18 protein-coding genes, 1 tRNA gene and 1 pseudogene are annotated in these 17,795 nt (G+C 47.9%); 13 read left to right on the plus strand and 7 right to left on the minus strand.

Features of this window, described 5'->3' with window-relative positions:
* The first annotated feature begins 56 nt into the window (after nt 1-56).
* Nucleotides 57-827, plus strand: a complete 771-nt coding sequence (locus ACBZ72_00175; GenBank protein ID XES77315.1) for a glycosyltransferase family 2 protein — start codon at nt 57-59, stop codon at nt 825-827.
* A gap of 118 nt (nt 828-945) precedes the next feature.
* Nucleotides 946-1,701 carry a glycosyltransferase family 2 protein gene (locus tag ACBZ72_00180; GenBank protein XES77316.1) on the plus strand — a complete coding sequence of 252 codons (756 nt, stop codon included), beginning with the start codon at nt 946-948 and terminating at the stop codon, nt 1,699-1,701.
* Here the strand turns inward: ACBZ72_00180 and ACBZ72_00185 are convergent.
* Entirely contained in the window at nt 1,687-2,697 is a 1,011-nt protein-coding gene (locus tag ACBZ72_00185; protein ID XES77317.1) for an AIR synthase family protein, read from the minus strand. The genes ACBZ72_00180 and ACBZ72_00185 overlap by 15 nt on opposite strands.
* An 18-nt stretch (nt 2,698-2,715) precedes the next feature.
* Nucleotides 2,716-3,261 carry an ECF transporter S component gene (locus ACBZ72_00190; protein ID XES77318.1) on the minus strand — a complete coding sequence of 182 codons (546 nt, stop codon included), beginning with the start codon at nt 3,259-3,261 and terminating at the stop codon, nt 2,716-2,718.
* Between the two features lie 139 nt (nt 3,262-3,400).
* Here ACBZ72_00190 and ACBZ72_00195 point away from each other — a divergent pair, with 139 nt between their 5' ends.
* Entirely contained in the window at nt 3,401-3,811 is a 411-nt protein-coding gene (locus ACBZ72_00195; protein XES77319.1) for a tetratricopeptide repeat protein, read from the plus strand.
* A gap of 52 nt (nt 3,812-3,863) precedes the next feature.
* On the opposite strand, the gene ACBZ72_00200 is transcribed toward ACBZ72_00195, so the two are convergent.
* Nucleotides 3,864-4,454, minus strand: coding sequence for a hypothetical protein (locus ACBZ72_00200; protein ID XES77320.1), 591 nt, complete (start codon nt 4,452-4,454; stop codon nt 3,864-3,866).
* 139 nt (nt 4,455-4,593) lie between these two features.
* Between ACBZ72_00200 and ACBZ72_00205 the strand changes: the two genes are divergently transcribed.
* From ACBZ72_00205 to ACBZ72_00225, 5 genes and pseudogenes are all read left to right on the plus strand, one after another.
* Complete coding sequence (locus tag ACBZ72_00205; GenBank protein XES77321.1) at nt 4,594-5,910, plus strand: ATP-dependent DNA ligase; 1,317 nt, start codon at nt 4,594-4,596, stop codon at nt 5,908-5,910.
* Between the two features lie 24 nt (nt 5,911-5,934).
* Nucleotides 5,935-6,306, plus strand: a pseudogene (locus ACBZ72_00210) (hypothetical protein).
* 10 nt (nt 6,307-6,316) lie between these two features.
* Nucleotides 6,317-7,378 carry a ThiF family adenylyltransferase gene (locus tag ACBZ72_00215; GenBank protein ID XES77322.1) on the plus strand — a complete coding sequence of 354 codons (1,062 nt, stop codon included), beginning with the start codon at nt 6,317-6,319 and terminating at the stop codon, nt 7,376-7,378.
* 69 nt (nt 7,379-7,447) lie between these two features.
* On the plus strand, nt 7,448-7,963 hold the full coding sequence (locus ACBZ72_00220; protein ID XES77323.1) for a DUF6114 domain-containing protein: 516 nt from the start codon (nt 7,448-7,450) through the stop codon (nt 7,961-7,963).
* A 209-nt stretch (nt 7,964-8,172) separates the two neighbouring features.
* Complete coding sequence (locus ACBZ72_00225) at nt 8,173-10,224, plus strand: copper-translocating P-type ATPase (protein ID XES77324.1); 2,052 nt, start codon at nt 8,173-8,175, stop codon at nt 10,222-10,224.
* Here the strand turns inward: ACBZ72_00225 and ACBZ72_00230 are convergent.
* Complete coding sequence (locus ACBZ72_00230; protein ID XES77325.1) at nt 10,221-11,138, minus strand: DUF4255 domain-containing protein; 918 nt, start codon at nt 11,136-11,138, stop codon at nt 10,221-10,223. The two genes, ACBZ72_00225 and ACBZ72_00230, sit on opposite strands and share 4 nt — an antisense overlap.
* Before the next feature lie 95 nt (nt 11,139-11,233).
* On the minus strand, nt 11,234-12,424 hold the full coding sequence (locus ACBZ72_00235) for a cation:proton antiporter (GenBank protein ID XES77326.1): 1,191 nt from the start codon (nt 12,422-12,424) through the stop codon (nt 11,234-11,236).
* Between the two features lie 171 nt (nt 12,425-12,595).
* Between ACBZ72_00235 and ACBZ72_00240 the strand changes: the two genes are divergently transcribed.
* The 3 genes from ACBZ72_00240 (at nt 12,596) to ACBZ72_00250 (ending at nt 14,681) form a co-directional block, all read left to right on the plus strand.
* Nucleotides 12,596-12,668: transfer RNA gene (locus tag ACBZ72_00240), tRNA-Cys, on the plus strand.
* A 232-nt stretch (nt 12,669-12,900) separates the two neighbouring features.
* Complete coding sequence (locus tag ACBZ72_00245) at nt 12,901-14,004, plus strand: DUF1512 family protein (protein XES77327.1); 1,104 nt, start codon at nt 12,901-12,903, stop codon at nt 14,002-14,004.
* Between the two features lie 23 nt (nt 14,005-14,027).
* Nucleotides 14,028-14,681, plus strand: a complete 654-nt coding sequence (locus ACBZ72_00250) for a proteasome subunit beta (GenBank protein XES77328.1) — start codon at nt 14,028-14,030, stop codon at nt 14,679-14,681.
* A gap of 213 nt (nt 14,682-14,894) precedes the next feature.
* Here ACBZ72_00250 and ACBZ72_00255 read toward each other — a convergent pair whose 3' ends face one another.
* Together ACBZ72_00255 and ACBZ72_00260 are read right to left on the minus strand one after the other, a co-directional pair.
* Nucleotides 14,895-15,620: a winged helix-turn-helix domain-containing protein gene (locus ACBZ72_00255; GenBank protein ID XES77329.1), complete on the minus strand. Its 726-nt coding sequence runs from the start codon at nt 15,618-15,620 to the stop codon at nt 14,895-14,897.
* Nucleotides 15,621-15,937: 317 nt separating this feature from the next.
* Nucleotides 15,938-16,141, minus strand: coding sequence for a hypothetical protein (locus ACBZ72_00260; protein ID XES77330.1), 204 nt, complete (start codon nt 16,139-16,141; stop codon nt 15,938-15,940).
* Nucleotides 16,142-16,315: 174 nt separating this feature from the next.
* Between ACBZ72_00260 and ACBZ72_00265 the strand changes: the two genes are divergently transcribed.
* Together ACBZ72_00265 and ACBZ72_00270 are read left to right on the plus strand one after the other, a co-directional pair.
* Nucleotides 16,316-17,011 (plus strand): ABC transporter substrate-binding protein, encoded by a 696-nt coding sequence (locus ACBZ72_00265; protein XES77331.1) that lies wholly within the window; start codon nt 16,316-16,318, stop codon nt 17,009-17,011.
* Between the two features lies 1 nt (nt 17,012).
* Complete coding sequence (locus tag ACBZ72_00270; protein XES77332.1) at nt 17,013-17,789, plus strand: hypothetical protein; 777 nt, start codon at nt 17,013-17,015, stop codon at nt 17,787-17,789.
* Nucleotides 17,790-17,795: the final 6 nt, after the last annotated feature.

A 17,795-nucleotide genomic window follows, 5' to 3' on the forward strand; every position in this document is an offset into this window, starting at 1 on the left:
CTACAGAACCATAATGTTCTGCTCTGAGAACAGCTTTACCGTGAAGGTTTTTAGGGTTGAACTGCCAAGCCAATAAGCAACGTGAGGCGCTGCAAGTGGAACCTGTAGACGTAGTTCTGTTGACGATGAATAGCGACAGAAAACTTATCGACTGCATTGAATCAGTCTACAGGAACGTACCCGTCAACCAACTAATCGCCATCGACGGCGGCTCCACCGACCAAACCCTGCAGATTCTGGCAGACTTCAACAGCAAATACGGCAACGTTAAAGTTGTAATGGACAAAAACGGAACCCGCGCCTCCGCTAGGCAGAAAGGAATCGAAAACGTGACGGCAGACTGGTTCATCTTTGTTGACAGCGATGTGGTACTTTGTAATGATTGGCATCGGAAGGCACTTGCCTATGTGAACGACGATGTGGGGGCGGTTTGGGGCATTGAGGTTTGGTCAACCATAAAAAGCATGAAAACCCTCAAGATGTTTTTGTTGGTTACCCGAAAAATTTTTGATATCCGAGGCGGAACCCATGACACCTTGATTCGCACCTGCGCCGTAAAAGGCATAAAGATTCCTTGGAGCCTGCATGTTTTTGAAGACGCCTACATCAAAGACTATGTTGAAAAACGTGGTTTCCGCGTGGTTGCCTGCTACAGCCCCTTCTGCATACACTTTAGGCCCAAGACGGTGTGGACAATTCAGGGTAGCTTGGGGATTGTTGCAGACGCTTTTCGGTTTGGTAGCCCCAAGTTGATTGTTCAGTTGATTTTTGCGTACGGTTTCTACACGGTGTACACTGTTTCCCAGATGCTGGGCGGCAAAAAGTAGCCGTTTAACCTTGGGATGTCACGGTTTTGTTGATGCCCCTTTAAATAGTAATTGTGCATAATGAATTCTACCAGATGTCTGTTCAAGTACGGCTTTCCACAATGACTGAGGCACAAGGATGCAGGCAATTGATGTTGTCGTTTTAACCAAAAATAGCGAACACCTACTTGACAAATGCTTAGCTAGCATCTACGAAACCGTGCCCGTGAACAAGCTAATTATTGTTGATGGCTTCAGCACCGACAGCACCCTCAAAATCGTCGAGGACTTTAACCGCCGATACGGCAATGTCGTCATCATAAAAGTCAACGGTTCCCGTGCCCGCGCCCGAGAAAAAGGCATCCTGCAGGTCTCCACCGAGTGGTTTTTGTTTGCTGACAGCGACATCATCCTCAGCAAAGACTGGTACCAAAAAGCCCAAAAAAGCATGCAGCCTGACGTGGGCGCCATTTGGGGCATAAACATCGATGTGATTCCCAGCCTAAAACACAAAAGCATTCTGCGGATGCAGACGTTAATTGCCCACGAATGCTTCCGGCTCCGCGGAGGCACTCACGACACGCTTTTGCGAAGAGACATTGTGAAGGATATAAAAATTCCTGAGCGGCTGCACACATACGAAGACTCCTTTATCATAAACTGGATTAAAAATAAAGGCTACAAAGTGGTCGTGGGCAAGGACATTTGCTGTCTACATTACAAGCCGCCCACAAACTGGAACTTCAGCAACGCAGCCGACGGTGCCCTGCTGGAGCTCAAATGCGGCTTGGTTTACTCCAAAAACTTCCGCTACGCCATCTACTATCCGTTTTTCATGTTCTACTGGTTCCTGCAAATAGGCATCCAAAACATGAAACAGCTATTCTCTACTTAGCGCCCGCCAAAGATGGTCTGAAGCAGGACGCGGCAAAATCTGGCGCTCACCGTTCTCAAGCGTTATCCACCGTTGCGTTTTGTCTGCCACAAATTCGCCTATAGCCGCTGCGGGAATCTGCCTCTGCCCCAAGTTACAAATGATTTCCGCGGCTTTACCTTTTTCCGCCGCGATAAGCAGTGCCCCTGAACCGATAAGCTGCATCGGGTCCAAAGTGAAGTGGCTGCAGATTTTGGTGGTTTCTGTTTCAACCGTGATTTTGTCCCGAAAAATCTGCACCCCTAATCCTGCGGCGTCTGCCATTTCGTGGATGCCTCCTGCGATGCCGCCTTCGGTGGGGTCGTGCATGGCGTGTACTCCGCCTGTTCGGTAGGCGGTTAAGGCGTCTTTGACCACGCTTATGCGGTTGTAAAAGTTTTTGGCGCGGCTTATTTCCTCTGAGCTGAGGGCGTCTTTGAGTTCTGTTTCCCTATCCGAAGCTAAGATGGCGGTGCCCTCGATGCCTGCCGTCTTGGTCATAATGACTGTGTCGCCTGCCTTGGCGTTTGCAGCTGTGACGTAGTTTCCTTTCGGGGTTAAACCCAATGCGCAGCCGACAACGATGGGGTGTGTCAACTCCAGCGTGGATTCTGCGTGTCCCCCCACTATAGCCATGCCTAGCGCGGAGGCGGCTTCCCCCATTTGGCTGCTGATGGTTTCCACCAAGCTTTGGTCTGCGCCTTCAGGCAGCATCAAGCAAGAGAACAGGAATGCTGGTTCCACTCCGCACGTTGCGACGTCGTTGGCGTTTACGTTGACGGCTAGCCATCCGATGCGTTCTTGGGCGCCCGTGATGGGGTCCATGGAGACTATGAGCGATTTTTCGCCCGCATCGATTACTGCGCTGTCTACGCCTGCTTTGGGTCCCAAGATGACTTCTTTGCGGTTGGCGCCAAGGTTCTTGAAAACCACTTCTCTTAAGATGTCTACAGGGATTTTACCGAAAGGCAACTTCATGTTTTGCACATCTTTAGCTTAGTATGCGTTGCTTTTAAGCTGTGGGAAAACTCGCTGAACCGCATGCATAACCGGCACTGCAATAACTAACCCGATTGACATCTGCACCAAATTGAAGGGCACCTCGACAAGTGCAACGGCAAAGGGGTAGCCCAAAACGAATTGCTCATAAAGGAAATACCCTGTCACCATTTCTAACCCGCCACACACTACCGCTATGCAGGCGCAAACGGTGGCGTTGTGGATTCTTTTTTGGAGCTTAACGTTTAGGAACCCAACGATGATGCCTTCAAAGCCTTTGATGATGAGGGTTCCAGGCGCGAAGTAGGCAAACCCCAAGTATGCGTCGGCCAGTGATGCGCCTATACCACCTGCTACTCCTCCAACTATGGGGCCAAACACTAAGGCGGCTATGTAGATGATGGGTTCGCCCAAGTTGAAGTAGCCTGAGGTGGCGGGTATTGTTATTGGGGGAATTAAGCCAGTAACCACAAAGACAAGGGAGGCAAACACCGCGGCGGTTGTAATGATAACTGTTGTTTTTTGGGTTTGCTTTTGAACCATCCGCGTATCACCGTGTTATACGGCTATATTTTGCAGGGGTTACATTTAACTTTATTTCGCGTCTCCTTCCCCTTTTGGGTGGAGGGGAAAATCTAAATGGGAGTTCCCCTCAAAATACCTTGGTTGCGAGTGACAAGTTATGAGCGCAAAACCCGTAAAAGAAGACCCAATTAAAATGCACAAAGATGCCAGCGCCCTGATGGAAAACGGCAAACATGAAGAAGCCCGCGACATGTTCATCAAAACAGCCGAGCTTTACTATAAAGGGCAAAACTACTTTGGCGCATCCGAAATGTACTACAAAGCAGGAGAATGCTCTTCTGCACTTAAAGAATATGAGAAAGCCGTTGAGCTTTTCACAAAAGCCTCCGAGGTTGCCTTAGACAAGGGTTTTGACCGATATGGCCTAAGTGCCCTTGAGCAAGCCCGAGACTGCCAAAACGCCTTAGGCAACACCAAAGAAGTGGAAGAAATCAACAAGAAACTTGCTGAACTCAAAAAGAAAAGCGAAGAGCCCGAAGAAGAATCATCATTCTCGGTGTTCTCTTAACTCTGCACAACTGAATATCTTCCATATCTTTTTTTGTTAAAAAGAAGGAAAGTTAGAGTTTTGTTTTCTGCTGTTTAATTTTTGTGTAACCAACAAATGCTACAATGCACGCCGCAAGGCTAACTAACGCTCCCATTACTCCATATTCAGGCAGTACGAACGGTGATTGCGTTTCCCAGTTCAAGGTGAACTCATACCAGTCTGGTCCACCCAATAGGTCATCATTAACCAGAATTTTCGCTGTGTAGTCGTTGCTGGCTGATGGATACTCTTCGATGGCGACTGCGCCTCTGCCGTCATTTACAACGAGAGACGTTATTGACCACTCTGCTGTCGGATGAGGCAGTGGGCTATCGTATTTATCAGAAAGCGGATCTGTAGACCAATCAGGATACCAAGAATCTCCATCAATGTAGGTGGGTTCATTTGCGCCGTTCCATTTCCCTGGGAGAGCAAAATTGCGATGTTCATACCAGACAGTAGCGCCTCCGCCCTGAATGTACACGTAGTCGCTTCCATCTACGTATGCTCTAAAATTGACTGCCCCTGAGTAGGCAGCATTTGCCATTCCCACAGTTGAAATGGTCAAAGCAAGCACAATAACAAGCATCGTTATGGCTTCTATTTTTTTAATTTTGTTCATTTTTCCGTTTCTCCCATTTTCAAGCCCAATTATCTGAGTCAGATATTTTTTATGTAGATATAAAGATTTGTAAATCATGAATCAAAAGAGATGAATAAGTTGTAAAGTACCTAATAATCATCTGATAAGTGTTAAGCTTATGACCACCCTTTTTCGGTCCATTTCAGAGCTTCTTGAAGAAATCTCTGCAACAAAAAGCCGTCTGCGAGCAATCGCTGCCGTAGCGGAGTTTTTGAAAAATCTTGGACCCAGCGAGGTGGAACCCGCTGTCTCGTTCATGCTGGGTCGTGCTTTCCCAAAATGGCGCCCAAAAACGTTGGAGGTAAGCTGGTCAACCCTAAGCAGCATACTGCAACGGGTCACAGGTGCCGACTGGGGCATCTTTAGCCAAGCTTTCAGCAAAACAGGCGACATCGGATCCGCAACCAAGACCGTTTATGAGCGAACCAAAATGCAACGCCAAACCGTCCTTTTTCAGCAACCCCTGACCTTAACGGAAATTTGCCGCAGCCTAGTAGCCATAGCCGACGCTGAAGGTTCAGGCTCCCGCGAAAAAAAGGAACGCATACTCACTACGCTCCTAAGCCAAGCCTCCCCTTTAGAAGCAAAATATCTTGTGCGAATTTTTGTGGGGGAAATGCGTACGGGTTTTAGTGAGGGGTTGATGGAGCAGGCAGTTGCGAAGGCGTTTGAGGTTCCTTTGGCGGCGGTGCAGAGGGCAAGCATGGCTTTGGGCGATGTGGGCGAAGTGGCAGCCCTCGCCAAAACAGAGGGCAACGCAGGTTTAGCTAAGGTTTCTTTGAAGGTTTTTCGCCCCGTGCAGCTGATGCTGGCGCAAGTTGCCGACAACGTAGCCGACGCATTAAAGGAGCACGGCGGAGAGGCAGCCTTTGAGTATAAGTACGATGGGGCAAGAATCCAAATTCATAAACGCGGCGATGAAGTGCGGGTTTTCAGCAGGCGCCTCACCGACGTAACCCACAGCCTCCCAGAAATCGTGAAAGCCGTGAAAAGCAACGTCACAGCCAAAGAGGCAATTTTGGAGGGCGAAGTTATCGCTGTTGACAGTGCTGGGGTACCGATTCCTTTTCAGCATTTGATGCGCCGCTTCAAACGTGTCCACAGCATCGAAGATATAGCTAAACGCATTCCGCTACGACTGTACCTGTTTGACATACTCTACCTCGACGAAACCAACCTCCTTACCGTACCTTACGTTCAGCGCCGAGAAAAACTCTCTGAAACTGCTGGCGACATACCACTTACAACACAAACAGTCACAGCCACCCCGCAGACAGCTGAAGCTTTCCTCAAAGACGCCTTGGACGCGGGGCACGAAGGGGTAATGGTGAAAAAACTTGACAGCCCCTATACGCCAGGCACCCGCGGCAAACGGTGGCTTAAAGTAAAGCCCGTGCTGGAGCCTTTGGACCTTGTGATTACCGCGGCGGAGTGAGGTTATGGGCGTAGGCACAAGTGGCTCTCAGACTATTATTTGGCGGCGCGGGACGCAAAGTCAGGCGAGTTTTTGGAGATAGGCAAAACTTTCAAGGGCTTAACGGACGCCGAAATGGAAGACTTGACCAAACGACTTCAAGCCTTAGCCGTATCCCACGGCGGACACCGCGTGGTGGTGCTTCCCCAAATCGTGGTGGAGGTCGCCTACAATGAAATCCAGCGTAGCCCCAAATACCCGAGCCAGATGGCTTTGCGGTTTGCGCGTATAACCCGCATCCGAGACGACAAATCCGCCACGGACGCAGACACAATTCGGCGGGTCAGGGCGATTTATGAGCGGCAGTTTGCCAAAAAAGGCAGATATAAAACCGCGGAAAACCACAGTGCACTGTGAGGCTTAATTTATGAGTGGGCAGCCCGCAAAACCAACCGCCACCGCGACCGAGAAGTTTGCCAAAGATTTCTACAGTCGCCAAGTTGCACTTCGAGAACTCGGACAAACTGGGCAAGATAAATTGGCTGCGGCCAAAGTTGCCGTGGTTGGCGTTGGCGGCTTAGGCACTGTTTCCTCGCTTTACCTTGCGTTAGCAGGCGTGGGTTACCTTCGCCTCATCGACATGGATGTGGTGGAAACCAAGAACCTGCACCGCCAAATCCTCTACACCCCCGAGGACGTGAATTATCCTAAAGCGGAAATGGCGGCAAAGCGGCTGCAGCAGCTCAATCCTCTCATAAAAGTTGAAGCCTTCCCCGAAAACGTAAACACAGGCAACGTTGAACGTTTATTGTCGGGTGTGGACCTTGTTGTGGACGGGTTAGATAACATGGCAACCCGTTTCCTCGTTAACCGTGTCTGCGTAAAAAAGAACATTCCCTACGTGTTTGGCGCCGCCATAGGCATGGAAGGCAATCTCTCCGTTTTTGTTCCCTCCGAAACCCCTTGCCTTGAATGCGTAATGCCTAACCTCTCCGACAACGACCTGCTCAAATGCAACACCCGAGGCGTCATAGGTGCAACGCCCGGCATAATCGGCGCCATGCAGGCGTTTGAAGCCATCAAAGTCCTCGCAGGCGTAGGCACACCGTTGAAGGGTAAGTTGATGATTTGCGACTTCACCGACATGTACTTCACCACCATCGACATTGTTAAACGCGCCAAATGCCCCGCATGCCAAGGCACCCTGCCTAGAGCGTTGAAGATGAAGCTGGTTTGGCTTTGTGGGCAAGACACCGCCAACATCAACCCTGAAGCCCCTTTGAACTTGGACCTTGTGCAAGTCAGCGAGCAGGTTCAGCAGCGAGGTCTTCCTGTCAGGGTGAAGTCCAGTTTGGCTTTGATGTTTGAATACAAAGGCATGGAAGTGAGCGTGTTTCGTGATGGACGTATGCTTGTCAAGAATGTGCCTAACGAGCAAGCGGCTTTAGCAGTTCACCGCGAACTTCTGCAGATATTGAAGTTGAGTTAGCGGCTCAAACCTTGAATACCCATTCACATTTGACGGGTCGGGCGTTTTTCTTTGAAGTGTTAAATACTAGTGGTTATCAAAACCGTAAGCATGTCCCAACCCGAGTCATATCTTGACGCAGCGTACATCTTGTCCATTGTCGGCGGAGTATTCATCATGCTTGGAGGCATACTTATCGGCCTAATTAGCACAGTCTTGACCTTTACCGCAAGCAGCTTAGGCGCCGTTGTGGGGCTTTTTGGCATTATCTTGGGCGTAACCATCGTTCTCGTAGCCTTGGGTCTACGCTTTAAGCCTTCACAACACTCAAAATGGGGCGCAATCATCATTATCCTTTCATCACTCAGCTGGATAGGCAGCATAGGCGGCTTCTTTATCGGTTTTTTACTTTCCCTTATCGGAGGTATAATCGCAATCGTTTGGCATCCAACAACAACCCCCGCCTATAACGCAACTGTCCCCGAGGCTTCTCCCCCAGCGCAATTTTGCCCTAACTGCGGACACCACCTTCCCGCTAACGTGGTCTGCTGCCTCAACTGCGGCAAACAAATCCAGCAAAAATTTGTCTTCTCCCCTCCAAACTGAAAAGGTTTCCTGCTCAAGGAGAGGTCTTGTCTGTGCTCAATCAAAGTTAAATATGTCCCCTCCCGTATTTACAGTGTAATCCTTGCAGTACGGCATTTATCACTCACAGTTTTTTGCCTCAACACACTTGGCGGCTGAAAGCAGACTTCGAAAGAAGCTCTAATGATTGCGGTTTCTGAACAACTTGTAGGGAGTATCGAGGGAGGTTAATGTATTCAGAGACTAACCACGCATCACCCAACCACGGCATGCACTCTAACCATTCTGGCATGAAGCATGAAATGAAGCATCATGCTTCAGGTGGTATGATGTATGCTGGGCATGTTGGCATGTTCAAAAAACGCTTCTTCATCTGCCTAGCCCTAACCATTCCCGTTTTAGCCCTCTCCCAAGCAATACAGACATGGTTTAACTATACTCTGTCCTTGCCCTATCAACCCTACATCCTGCTGTCTTTGGCAGTAGTCATTTACGTTTACGGAGGGTGGCCATTCCTGAAAGGTTTAACCCAAGAACTCCGCCGCCATCAGCCCGGCATGATGACCCTCATCGGCACCGCCATCTCCGTAGCTTTCTTCTACTCCGCCACAACCGTCTTTTTCCCCGTAGGCAACGACTTTTTCTGGGAACTCGCAACACTCATCGACGTTATGCTTCTGGGACACTGGATTGAAGCCCGAAGCGTCATGGGCGCCTCAAAAGCACTGGAAGAACTCGTGAAAATAATCCCCACGACCGCGCATCTAATTCAAACCGGCGCGGTCAAAGATGTTCCGGTTTCAGAATTGCAATCTGGCGATGTGGTTTTGGTTCGTCCAGGCGAAAAAATTCCCTCCGACGCCGTGGTGCTTGAAGGGGACTCATTCGTTAATGAGGCGCTTTTAACGGGAGAATCCAAACCTGTACACAAAGGGCGAGACGACAAAGTCATTGGCGGCGCCTTGAACGGTGACGGTGCCCTAAAAGCTCGAATTGAGAAAACAGGCGAAGAAACCTATCTGGCGCAGGTTGTCAAACTTGTTAGGCAAGCTCAAGAAAGCCGTTCCCGAACACAGGATTTAGCTAACCGCGCCGCGGCGCTGCTCTTCTATGTCGCCATTGGGGTAGGTGCAGTGACCTATACGGTTTGGGCGTTGCTTGGCAACCTCGAGTTTGCCCTAACCCGCGCCGTCACAGTCTTAGTGATTGCATGCCCCCATGCACTTGGCTTAGCAATTCCGCTGGTGGTTGCGCTTTCCACCTCGATAACTGCCAAAAGCGGCATTCTCATACGCAACCGACGCGCCTTTGAAATGGTCCGACGCGTAGACGCGGTCGTTTTTGACAAGACAGGAACCCTAACCACAGGCGAATTCGGAGTAACTGATGTGGTCTCCTTTATTCCCGAAAACGAGTTGGTGTCCTTGACGGCTTCTGTGGAGCAAAACTCCGAGCACATCCTCGCCAAAGCCATCACACAATACGCCAACAACAAACACCTCCAAACCTCTGAAGTTGTCGCCTTCAAAGCTCTTCCCGGCAAAGGAGCAGCAGCAAAAGTGGGCGTCAAAGAAGTTTACGTGGGTAGCTCTCAACTGGTAGCGGAACTGGGAATCAATTTGACCGACCAAAAAATGGATGCATTGCATAAGGGGGGCAAAACCGTAGTTTTTACCGTGGTCGAAGGAAAACTTGCAGGCGCTTTCGTGCTGTCAGACCAAATCCGCAAAGAAGCCCAAAAAGCAGTTTCGGAACTCAAAAACAGAGGTATCCGCGTTTTCATGATGACAGGCGATTCCCAGCAAGTTGCCGCAGACGTCTCCCAAAAACTAGCAATTGACGACTTTTTTGCCCAGGTCTCCCCCAGCCAAAAAGCCGAGAAAATAAAACTGCTCAAAGAGAAAGGGTTAAGAGTAGCCATGGTTGGGGATGGCGTGAACGATGCCCCCGCGCTGGTTACAGCTGACGTTGGCATTGCTATCGGGGCAGGCACCGACGTTGCAGTTGAAAGCGCCGACATTATCCTTGTAAAAAATGACCCCCAAGACGTCGCAAAAGTTGCCGTGCTCTCTCAGAAGACCTATTCCAAGATGGTTCAGAATCTTTGGTGGGCTGCAGGATACAACATTGTTGCCCTTCCACTTGCCGCAGGCGTTTTGGCTGGGTTTGGAGTGGTTATTGACCCAGCGGTCGGCGCGATTTTGATGTCGCTAAGCACCGTTATAGTCGCTGTCAACAGCCAAACACTGCGCCGCTATGACCCAACAAAAAACCCCGCTTAACTGCTCAATGCCTCGACCAGCGCTTTGACCTCTGCTATCCACACCGAAATCATCTCAACGTTTTCTTCTTGTTTTTTGGAGATTTTCTTAAGCTCCTTGATCTGCTCGAGTTGATGCTCATAGAATACAGCCAACAGGTTCAGGGGTTTGATGAACTGCGAGGTGGCTAAGTGAAGTTCCAGTTTGTCGCCTAAACTGTTAATCGCTGTTGTCATTTCTTCCACAGACATTTCGGTGTTTTTTTTGAAGTCTTGGTAGACCCATTGCTTTTGTAACAGGTTCCGTTTCTTCCAGCCCTCTGATTGTTCCGTGAACGTTTTTGAAACCGCCTTGTATAACTCAAGGACGCGGTCGTAGTCTACTGCTGTAGCCGATGAGTTGTTCGGTGTTGCAACTCTGGTGATTACTTCATTGCTGCATTTTATGGCTATGGGCGAAACAGAGTAGCAAGCGCATGGCTTAAGTGGGGTGCCCAGAGCTGCCCAAAGGTTGCTCAAGTCCGCCAAGGAAAGCGGCTCCAACTGCATCGTAACCTTAGAATCAGGGTTGACTTGGTCAACAATGACTGGTGACTGGGCAAATGTCTGGATTACTTTTGCAAGTAATAGGTGGTCTGTTTCGGCTTTTCCCGTGCAAGGTGTTACGAGGTATCGAAGGCTTAAAAATTGTTGCACACACGACTGCCCTGAGGGACCGACTGTTGGGGGTCTGGCTTTGCCTGTTGGGTCTTCAGTGATGCTGCAGAGGAAAACGGATAGTTTCTTAGAATTGTCGCCTTCGCAGGTTTTGGGAGAACCTATTGATATCTGTTTTTCGCTGGTTATGATTGCCTGCGTTTGGGCATCATTTTTTAAACTGTTCCATATTAGCTGCGTCAAAGCTATGTCTATTTTTGATGTAAATGCGTCTTCCAAGGCTTGTACCCACACTTAATTGCGGTATGCTCTTAAAAGAGTTTTAGTTTAAAACCCCTTTGCTGCCTGCTGGCGTACGTGTGCTGCTGTGCTTTTCATTGAAGTTCACATGGGGGTTTTTCATGTATTATCTTTCCTGTCAGAAACGGAATCGCCAACGACATAATCAGCGTTGCCAGTATGACCAGTGAGAAGCCTGCCTCGTTAATTGTGCCTTCGCTCAAGGCAACTGTGGCAATTACAATTCCGATGGCGCCTCTTCCCCCCAAAATTCCACCTACCTGCTTGGGAACTATGTCCATTTTTGGCAGAAGGAACTTTTTCGACGCATAATAAGTTAAAGAAACACCCACACCCAACGCAATGGCCACAAGGACGGCTAAACCCACATAGTCAAAGTAACCTATACTTCCAAGCACGACCTCTATGCCTGCGAACCCGAAAAAGAGTGGTATGAAAAAGATTCTATTCATGGTGGATAATGTTTGGGCTAACCGGTCGTAGGCTTTTCGTCCTATCAAGCCGTCGTGGACAATTAACGCCGCAAAAAAAGAACCCAAAATGTAGCTTAAGCCTATATTCTGGAATATGACCGACACGGAAAGCGCTACAATGATTAGGAAAACAAACGAGAAATCTTGCCGTTTGAAAAGTTTTGATGCACGCATCAGGAGCTGTCTGACTGCTTCTGGTCTTCGGTTTAAGGCGTAATCTAAGGATATGAATGCGCCTGCAAAAATCAAAATCTCCAAAATTATCGTCAGGGTGCTCCTAAGCGGGCGAACCACACCTGCAAGAATTACAAAAGCCAGCACGTCGGAAATCGTAACTGACGAAAGAATAATTTGTCCGGTAACAGTTCGAAGCAGATTGTACTCCAAAACAAGAACCGAAATTATCGAAATTGAAGGCACAGCAATTGCCAATGCAACAATAAAGTCTGCTGTAGTGCCGAAAGGAAAGAAAACCGTCGCGGCTAAAACCATGAATACGAGCGGCACCAAAAAACTCGTTATCGACAGCAGCGAGGCACCAAGGAATTTGCCCCGAACCATGTGAGTTCTCATTTCAAAGCCTATGTGGAAGATGATGAAGAACAAGGCGATGGAGGAGACGGCTTGTATGGCGTCGTTGGTGGTCACCAACCCCAGCACGGAGGGACCAATTAGCATGCCTGCCAAGATTTCGCCTACCACGGAGGGAAGGCATATGCGTTCGAACAGTTCTCCAACAAAAAGGGCGGCCGCCAGAACAATCAGGACATCAGTTATGATGGTGTATGGCAAGTCTCCCCGCTCCGGATTTGATGAAAAAACTATTTATGTTCAGGCTAATAAGCATGAACTGTTTTTGGGGTTGCGCGTTTTTGGGGTGGTTACGTTATGTGCTGCTCAAAAGTGGCGGGGTGGCTAACAATGTTTTTATTACTCTCAGTCATAGGTTTAGTGGCACTGGCTGCTGGGGTGGCCGAATGGTTCAGGCGGTAGCCTGCAGAGCTGCTCTATATGGGTTCAATTCCCATCCCCAGCTCTTTAGTATTCATCCCCAGCTTTTGGGAGAAACCATTTTCGTCATTTCTTCGCTTTGTGGGTGGTTTTTCGTTTGTCTTTTTCGCAGACATCATCAAACTATGCCTATCACTGTTGTTTGCGATATATTTGGTTAACGTATAAATAACTGAAATATGCTTCACTTCAATTGACTGCACGGGCAAAAGTCCTGAGAATAAAGTGCAGTGCCATTATAAACATGGGGCGTTTAAATGTCGGTAACTTCACCTGACGATATACTTGGCATAATAATGAACATTGTTTACATAGGCTTCTTTGCGGTGTTCTATTTCTTTTCAACAAAGATTCGAACCCTTCAGAGCACTTTTGCCCTCTCTAGATCATTAAAAAAACTAAGAGCTATGCGCGATAAGACCAAAAATGAAATTATTTCAGCCATGTCCACGGAAAAAACCAACAAAGAATCAATCAACAAACGTGTTAACAATCTGATGGACCAGTTTATCATAAAACCCTCCGATATAGACCCAGCAGGCGTAACCAAAAGGTATGAACATGTACTTGACGCCTCTGATAAAAGTGTCAAAACTGAAATAAAATCGATTGCGCCAACAGCTAGTGAACAGCAAATACAAAATCTGCAAAACCTAATTGAAACTGGGCAAGCATTAAACAAAATGTACCGCGTAGTTCGAAACTACTATATCCTAGGCAAAAAGCAGGGTTCACAATACCAAATGGTTCAAATTGAAATGCAACTGCCCTCAATTATGGAAGAAGCCGAAGCATATGCTGCGTTTACCGATGCGTTTAGAGAGGGCAAACCAATCGGCGACGGAATAGGGCCATTGGCTACGTCAAAACTGATGGTTGAACAGGAAAAGTTTGAGGTAGCTCAAGAAGTTGTTGCAGCAAAAACAGCAATCGACAACAGGCAGGTTATTGTGGCGAAGGCTAAAGGTCCAGGCGGAACCGTTGGCAAGATAGGCGATGCAGTCCAGTATCTTATAGAAGCAAACGGCGGAAACATCTCCTTGATTATAATGGTTGATGCCGCTTTGAAACTTGAAGGCGAGGATTCTGGCAGCATCGCGGAGGGTGTCGGCGCTGCAATTGGTGGTCCTGGAATTGACCAATACAAAATAGAAGAAATCGCGACTAAATACAAGGTTCCTGTTTACGCAATTGTCGTTAAAGAATCAATAAAAGAAGTATTGGCGCCGATGACGTCCGCTATAACGAAAGCGGCTGACAATGTTGTCGACGTATTTAGGAGAGTCATACAGGAAAGAACCCAGAAAAACGATGTAGTGTTGATAATTGGTGTAGGCAACACTATGGGGATAGCACAGTAACAAAATAGGAAAAGGGAAGAATCATGTACCGATATGAACCATACGAACCACAAACACATTTTCAGATGCAAGCTTCAGACCAGCAAATACCAATTTCTGGCGCCACAACAATCGGTGTAGTATGCCAAGACGGTGTCATCTTAGCCTCTGAAAAACGCGTTACCTACGGCAACTTTATCATGAGTAGCAGCGGCAAAAAAGTCTTCAAAATAACAGACAACATAGGCATAGCTTGCGCTGGATTGATTTCAGATATGCAATTCTTCGCTCGTCAGGTTGCGGCAGACTCCGCTATTTATGGTTTGGATGTTGGCAGAGAAATTAGTGTACGTGCAGCATCAAAACTTATGTCAAACACCCTCTTTGACAAACACGCAACGCCCCTTCTCACCCAAACAATCGTTGCAGGCGTAGATGATGAAGGCCCATCTTTGTATGTTCTAGACCCAATAGGCTCGGTGTTACCTGACGACTACGCGGTTGTCGGTTCAGGCACTGAAATCGCAATCGCCGTCATAGAAGAAGGCTACCATAAAGACATAAAACTTGCCGAAGCAAAAGCCCTCCTGACTCGAGCAATCAAGTCCGCCGTAAGCAGAGATGCCATGAGCGGCAACGGTGTGGACTTCATGATAGTAACCAAGACAGGCATGACCGAAGAAACCACCCCCTTCTAAAATTTTCTTTTCTTGATTTGTAACTACTTTTCCCCTCGAAAACAAAGGGCAATCTGCATTTGCCACAATCTGGCGTCAACTACTTCCATGATGGACAGTTGCTACAGCAACTGCACACATATACGTATACGCTTACTCTGCCGCTGGGTATTATACGCATCTTTCTGTCTATGGCAGCTTAGCCAATAGCAATGGTTGGTTGAACTTAAAATTTTAAATAGTATATTTTGGTTCAGGGCGCTTAAAGTCTCTCTTTTTTCCAAAACGATATCCTGCTATGCCACCGATTATTGCTGGAACTGCAAGAAGAGTGATTGTTTCAAATGAGGTATTAACCATTTTTGCTATTGATGGACCGCCAAAGTGTAACGAAAGTATGCTAATTAAGAGGACGCCAAAGAAACTGACACATAAGCCTAACCAAACGCCTAAAGACACGTACATGATTTCGTTAAGAAGTACCCGAGTTTTCTTTGAAAGGATCTCTCTTGTGATATGCTGAATCATATATGCTAAGCCGACACCGCTGAGGATTGAAATTATTCCTTGGTATACGCCAGTGAAATTTAAATTACCTAAAAAATATTCGATTGACACAATAATTGTGCTGATTGTAACAAAAACTGCTGCGCCGATCCAGAATTTTTTCCACCATTTTGGTTTTATTCCTAATTGTTGCCGATTCTCCTCAGGAAAATCTGTTAATAGTTTTGAAACCAGTATTCCTTTCTCGGTGAGTGCGTATGCTCCATCGTCCTTTTTATACAGAAGGTCGGCAAGCGTCTTTAAGTGGTAATTTAGCTTTCCCGTGCTTGTAATTTTTAGTTCAGTCATCAACTCAGTGTATGTTAGGTTATTTTTTTCTTTCAGCAGTAGAATAATCTTTTGTCGGGTTTTATCTTTGAGGATCTTGGGCAATGAAGCAAATGCGGTACTCATAGCTTCACAATGCTGCGTTTAGTGATTTTAGGGTTTTTGACAAAAAACTTAGTCAAATAAAAAAGTGACTGCCTACCCTTCTCTATGTCTGTTTTATCATTTGGTGTATTGGGTGAGCTCCATATTGGAAGAATAGCTTATGGTTGAGTTCGATACAAGAAGCGCAGGGCACGAACGGGCTAACTCTCCCCTATCTCTTTTTTTTGACTTTTCCTTTTGTTTTGTAGCCTTTGTGGGTTGAAAGAAAATCTTGTTGACATTTTAGTCTAAGCGTTACGCTTAGAATCGTGACGGTTACACCCAAGCTGCCTGGCAGTTCACGCGTACCAGTCGGGATGGCGGCTTTGGCGGCACCAGTAGATGGTGTTGTTGTGACCGCATTTTTCGCATTTGTACTCAACCTTTACGCTTTGTTCACATTCTTTTTCGATTCTTGACGCTTTCCGGTGAAGGTCGTCGGGAGGGTAAATCTCAAAGGGTGTTCCGCAGTTAATACAGCAGTACTTTCTGGCTTTCAACACGGCATGCATATCCTTCAAGATCCTTCAATGTATCTAACGTTTTTAGCGTTATTATTCCTTGAGGAAAAACAATCTGTTTTCTCCAGTTTGAAGGGTTTGCATCTTTTTTCAGAGTATATTTATTAACTGAAGCTGTCATGTTTTGGTAAACACATCGTTTACGGCTTGATGTAGATGATTTACGTTGGTTTGGACGACACGGACATTTTGGGTTCTCGAGGCACTGGACGGTTAGCCAGAGACGTTGCTGCAGACCTTTCCCGCAGCTTCCCCGTTTTTGGGGTGACGCGGCATCAACTGCTGGTGCACCCCGACATCCCATTCACGTCCCATAACAGCTGCGCCGTAATCCACGTAGAAGCATCCCAAACAGCGGCGGATGAGGTTTTTGAGGTTGCCAAAGCAGGGGTGCTTAAAGATTTTATTGTGGGCAGTGACCCTGGTTTGGCTGTAGCGGAGGGGTTGGTTTCGCCTGCTGTTGTGGCTTTTGGGCAAGACGCCAAAACCATGGTTGTTTCGCAGGAGCGTGCGTTGCAGGTTGCAAAAAGCTGCGGCGTACGGTTGGAGGGGTTAGGCGGCACCTGCGGCGGCGTAATTGGCGCTTTGGCAGGGGTTGGGTTGGCTTCGCTGGGTTGTGATGGGCGTTTTCTTTTGCGGGGCAAAAACCGTGAACTGCAGGGTACCCGTTCAGTTGCAGAGATTCTTGCGGCGGGCATCGACGAGGTTGTGACGTTACAGGGCAGCCTTCTCAAGGACGGGGATGGGCAAGTGCGTGTTTCCAAGAATGCAACACCCTCGTTTATCCGCGGTAAAGCAGTGTTGTTTGTTGAGTGGCATGATGGCGTGTTCGAGGCATTGAAGAGGGCTTAGATTGAAGTTTTGGTCAAAGTTGGTTGTGGCGTTTGCGGTTTTCGGGTTGCTTATTTTGGGGGTTTTTGCGGTGCAATGGGCTTACTTGAACCAAGATGTAGACATGGCTTCAGGTAACCATTGTTTGGATGAAACCTTTTGGGCTGACAGTTTTCTTTATGGTCCTCAAACTTGGGCGCCATATGCGTCAAAGATGCCTATCTTGCCCGGTAACAGTATTGAGGACGGTTCAGAATTCTATTTGATGTTTGTGGATTTGAACTGCACCAGCAACCTGAATTCAACGTTTCCCTGCGTACAAGTTGACTACACGTTTTCGGGGCTACACGGAACAGCAGCTTTCCACGTTTACGGCTACATCCACGATAACAAAGGGATTTCTTGGACCAACCGTGTGGAGGGTAACGGGGCAAGCGGGTTTCTTGTAACTGGCTCTTCTGCAACGGAAACCAGCGTTCTGCCCAATGCACAGGTTCTGCCTGATTTCAACCACGTTTACGTGCAGGTTTCTAACCCTGAAGGCGCCTCGTTTGATGACTACGGCAACGACACCTACTTCATGAAGTTTGAGAAATCTGGGGGCGGCCTAAATTCGCTGCACATAACCCCTGACTTCCGTGACCCCCAAGGGAACGTGACCCAGACCGATGCGGTTTCAGGAACTTTTTTTGTAGATTTCACGGGCAGCCGCGTGCAGGATGACTTCATTTTGCTGGTTGCTGTGAACGGAACAATCGGGGAGGATTTCGCGCTTCATCTGCGTTCCAGCGCGCCATAGGTGTTT

The organism is Candidatus Bathyarchaeia archaeon (assembly GCA_041447175.1).
Taxonomy (GTDB): domain Archaea; phylum Thermoproteota; class Bathyarchaeia; order Bathyarchaeales; family Bathycorpusculaceae; genus JADGNF01.

Coding starts and splice junctions, on each gene's coding strand:
- ACBZ72_00180 (XES77316.1), top strand. CDS start 946: ATGCAGGCAATTGATGTTGTCGTTTTAACCAAAAATAGCGAACACCTA.
- ACBZ72_00185 (XES77317.1), bottom strand. CDS start 2,697: ATGAAGTTGCCTTTCGGTAAAATCCCTGTAGACATCTTAAGAGAAGTG.
- ACBZ72_00190 (XES77318.1), bottom strand. CDS start 3,261: ATGGTTCAAAAGCAAACCCAAAAAACAACAGTTATCATTACAACCGCC.
- ACBZ72_00195 (XES77319.1), top strand. CDS start 3,401: ATGAGCGCAAAACCCGTAAAAGAAGACCCAATTAAAATGCACAAAGAT.
- ACBZ72_00200 (XES77320.1), bottom strand. CDS start 4,454: ATGAACAAAATTAAAAAAATAGAAGCCATAACGATGCTTGTTATTGTG.
- ACBZ72_00205 (XES77321.1), top strand. CDS start 4,594: ATGACCACCCTTTTTCGGTCCATTTCAGAGCTTCTTGAAGAAATCTCT.
- ACBZ72_00215 (XES77322.1), top strand. CDS start 6,317: ATGAGTGGGCAGCCCGCAAAACCAACCGCCACCGCGACCGAGAAGTTT.
- ACBZ72_00225 (XES77324.1), top strand. CDS start 8,173: ATGTATTCAGAGACTAACCACGCATCACCCAACCACGGCATGCACTCT.
- ACBZ72_00245 (XES77327.1), top strand. CDS start 12,901: ATGTCGGTAACTTCACCTGACGATATACTTGGCATAATAATGAACATT.
- ACBZ72_00250 (XES77328.1), top strand. CDS start 14,028: ATGTACCGATATGAACCATACGAACCACAAACACATTTTCAGATGCAA.
- ACBZ72_00255 (XES77329.1), bottom strand. CDS start 15,620: ATGAGTACCGCATTTGCTTCATTGCCCAAGATCCTCAAAGATAAAACC.
- ACBZ72_00265 (XES77331.1), top strand. CDS start 16,316: ATGATTTACGTTGGTTTGGACGACACGGACATTTTGGGTTCTCGAGGC.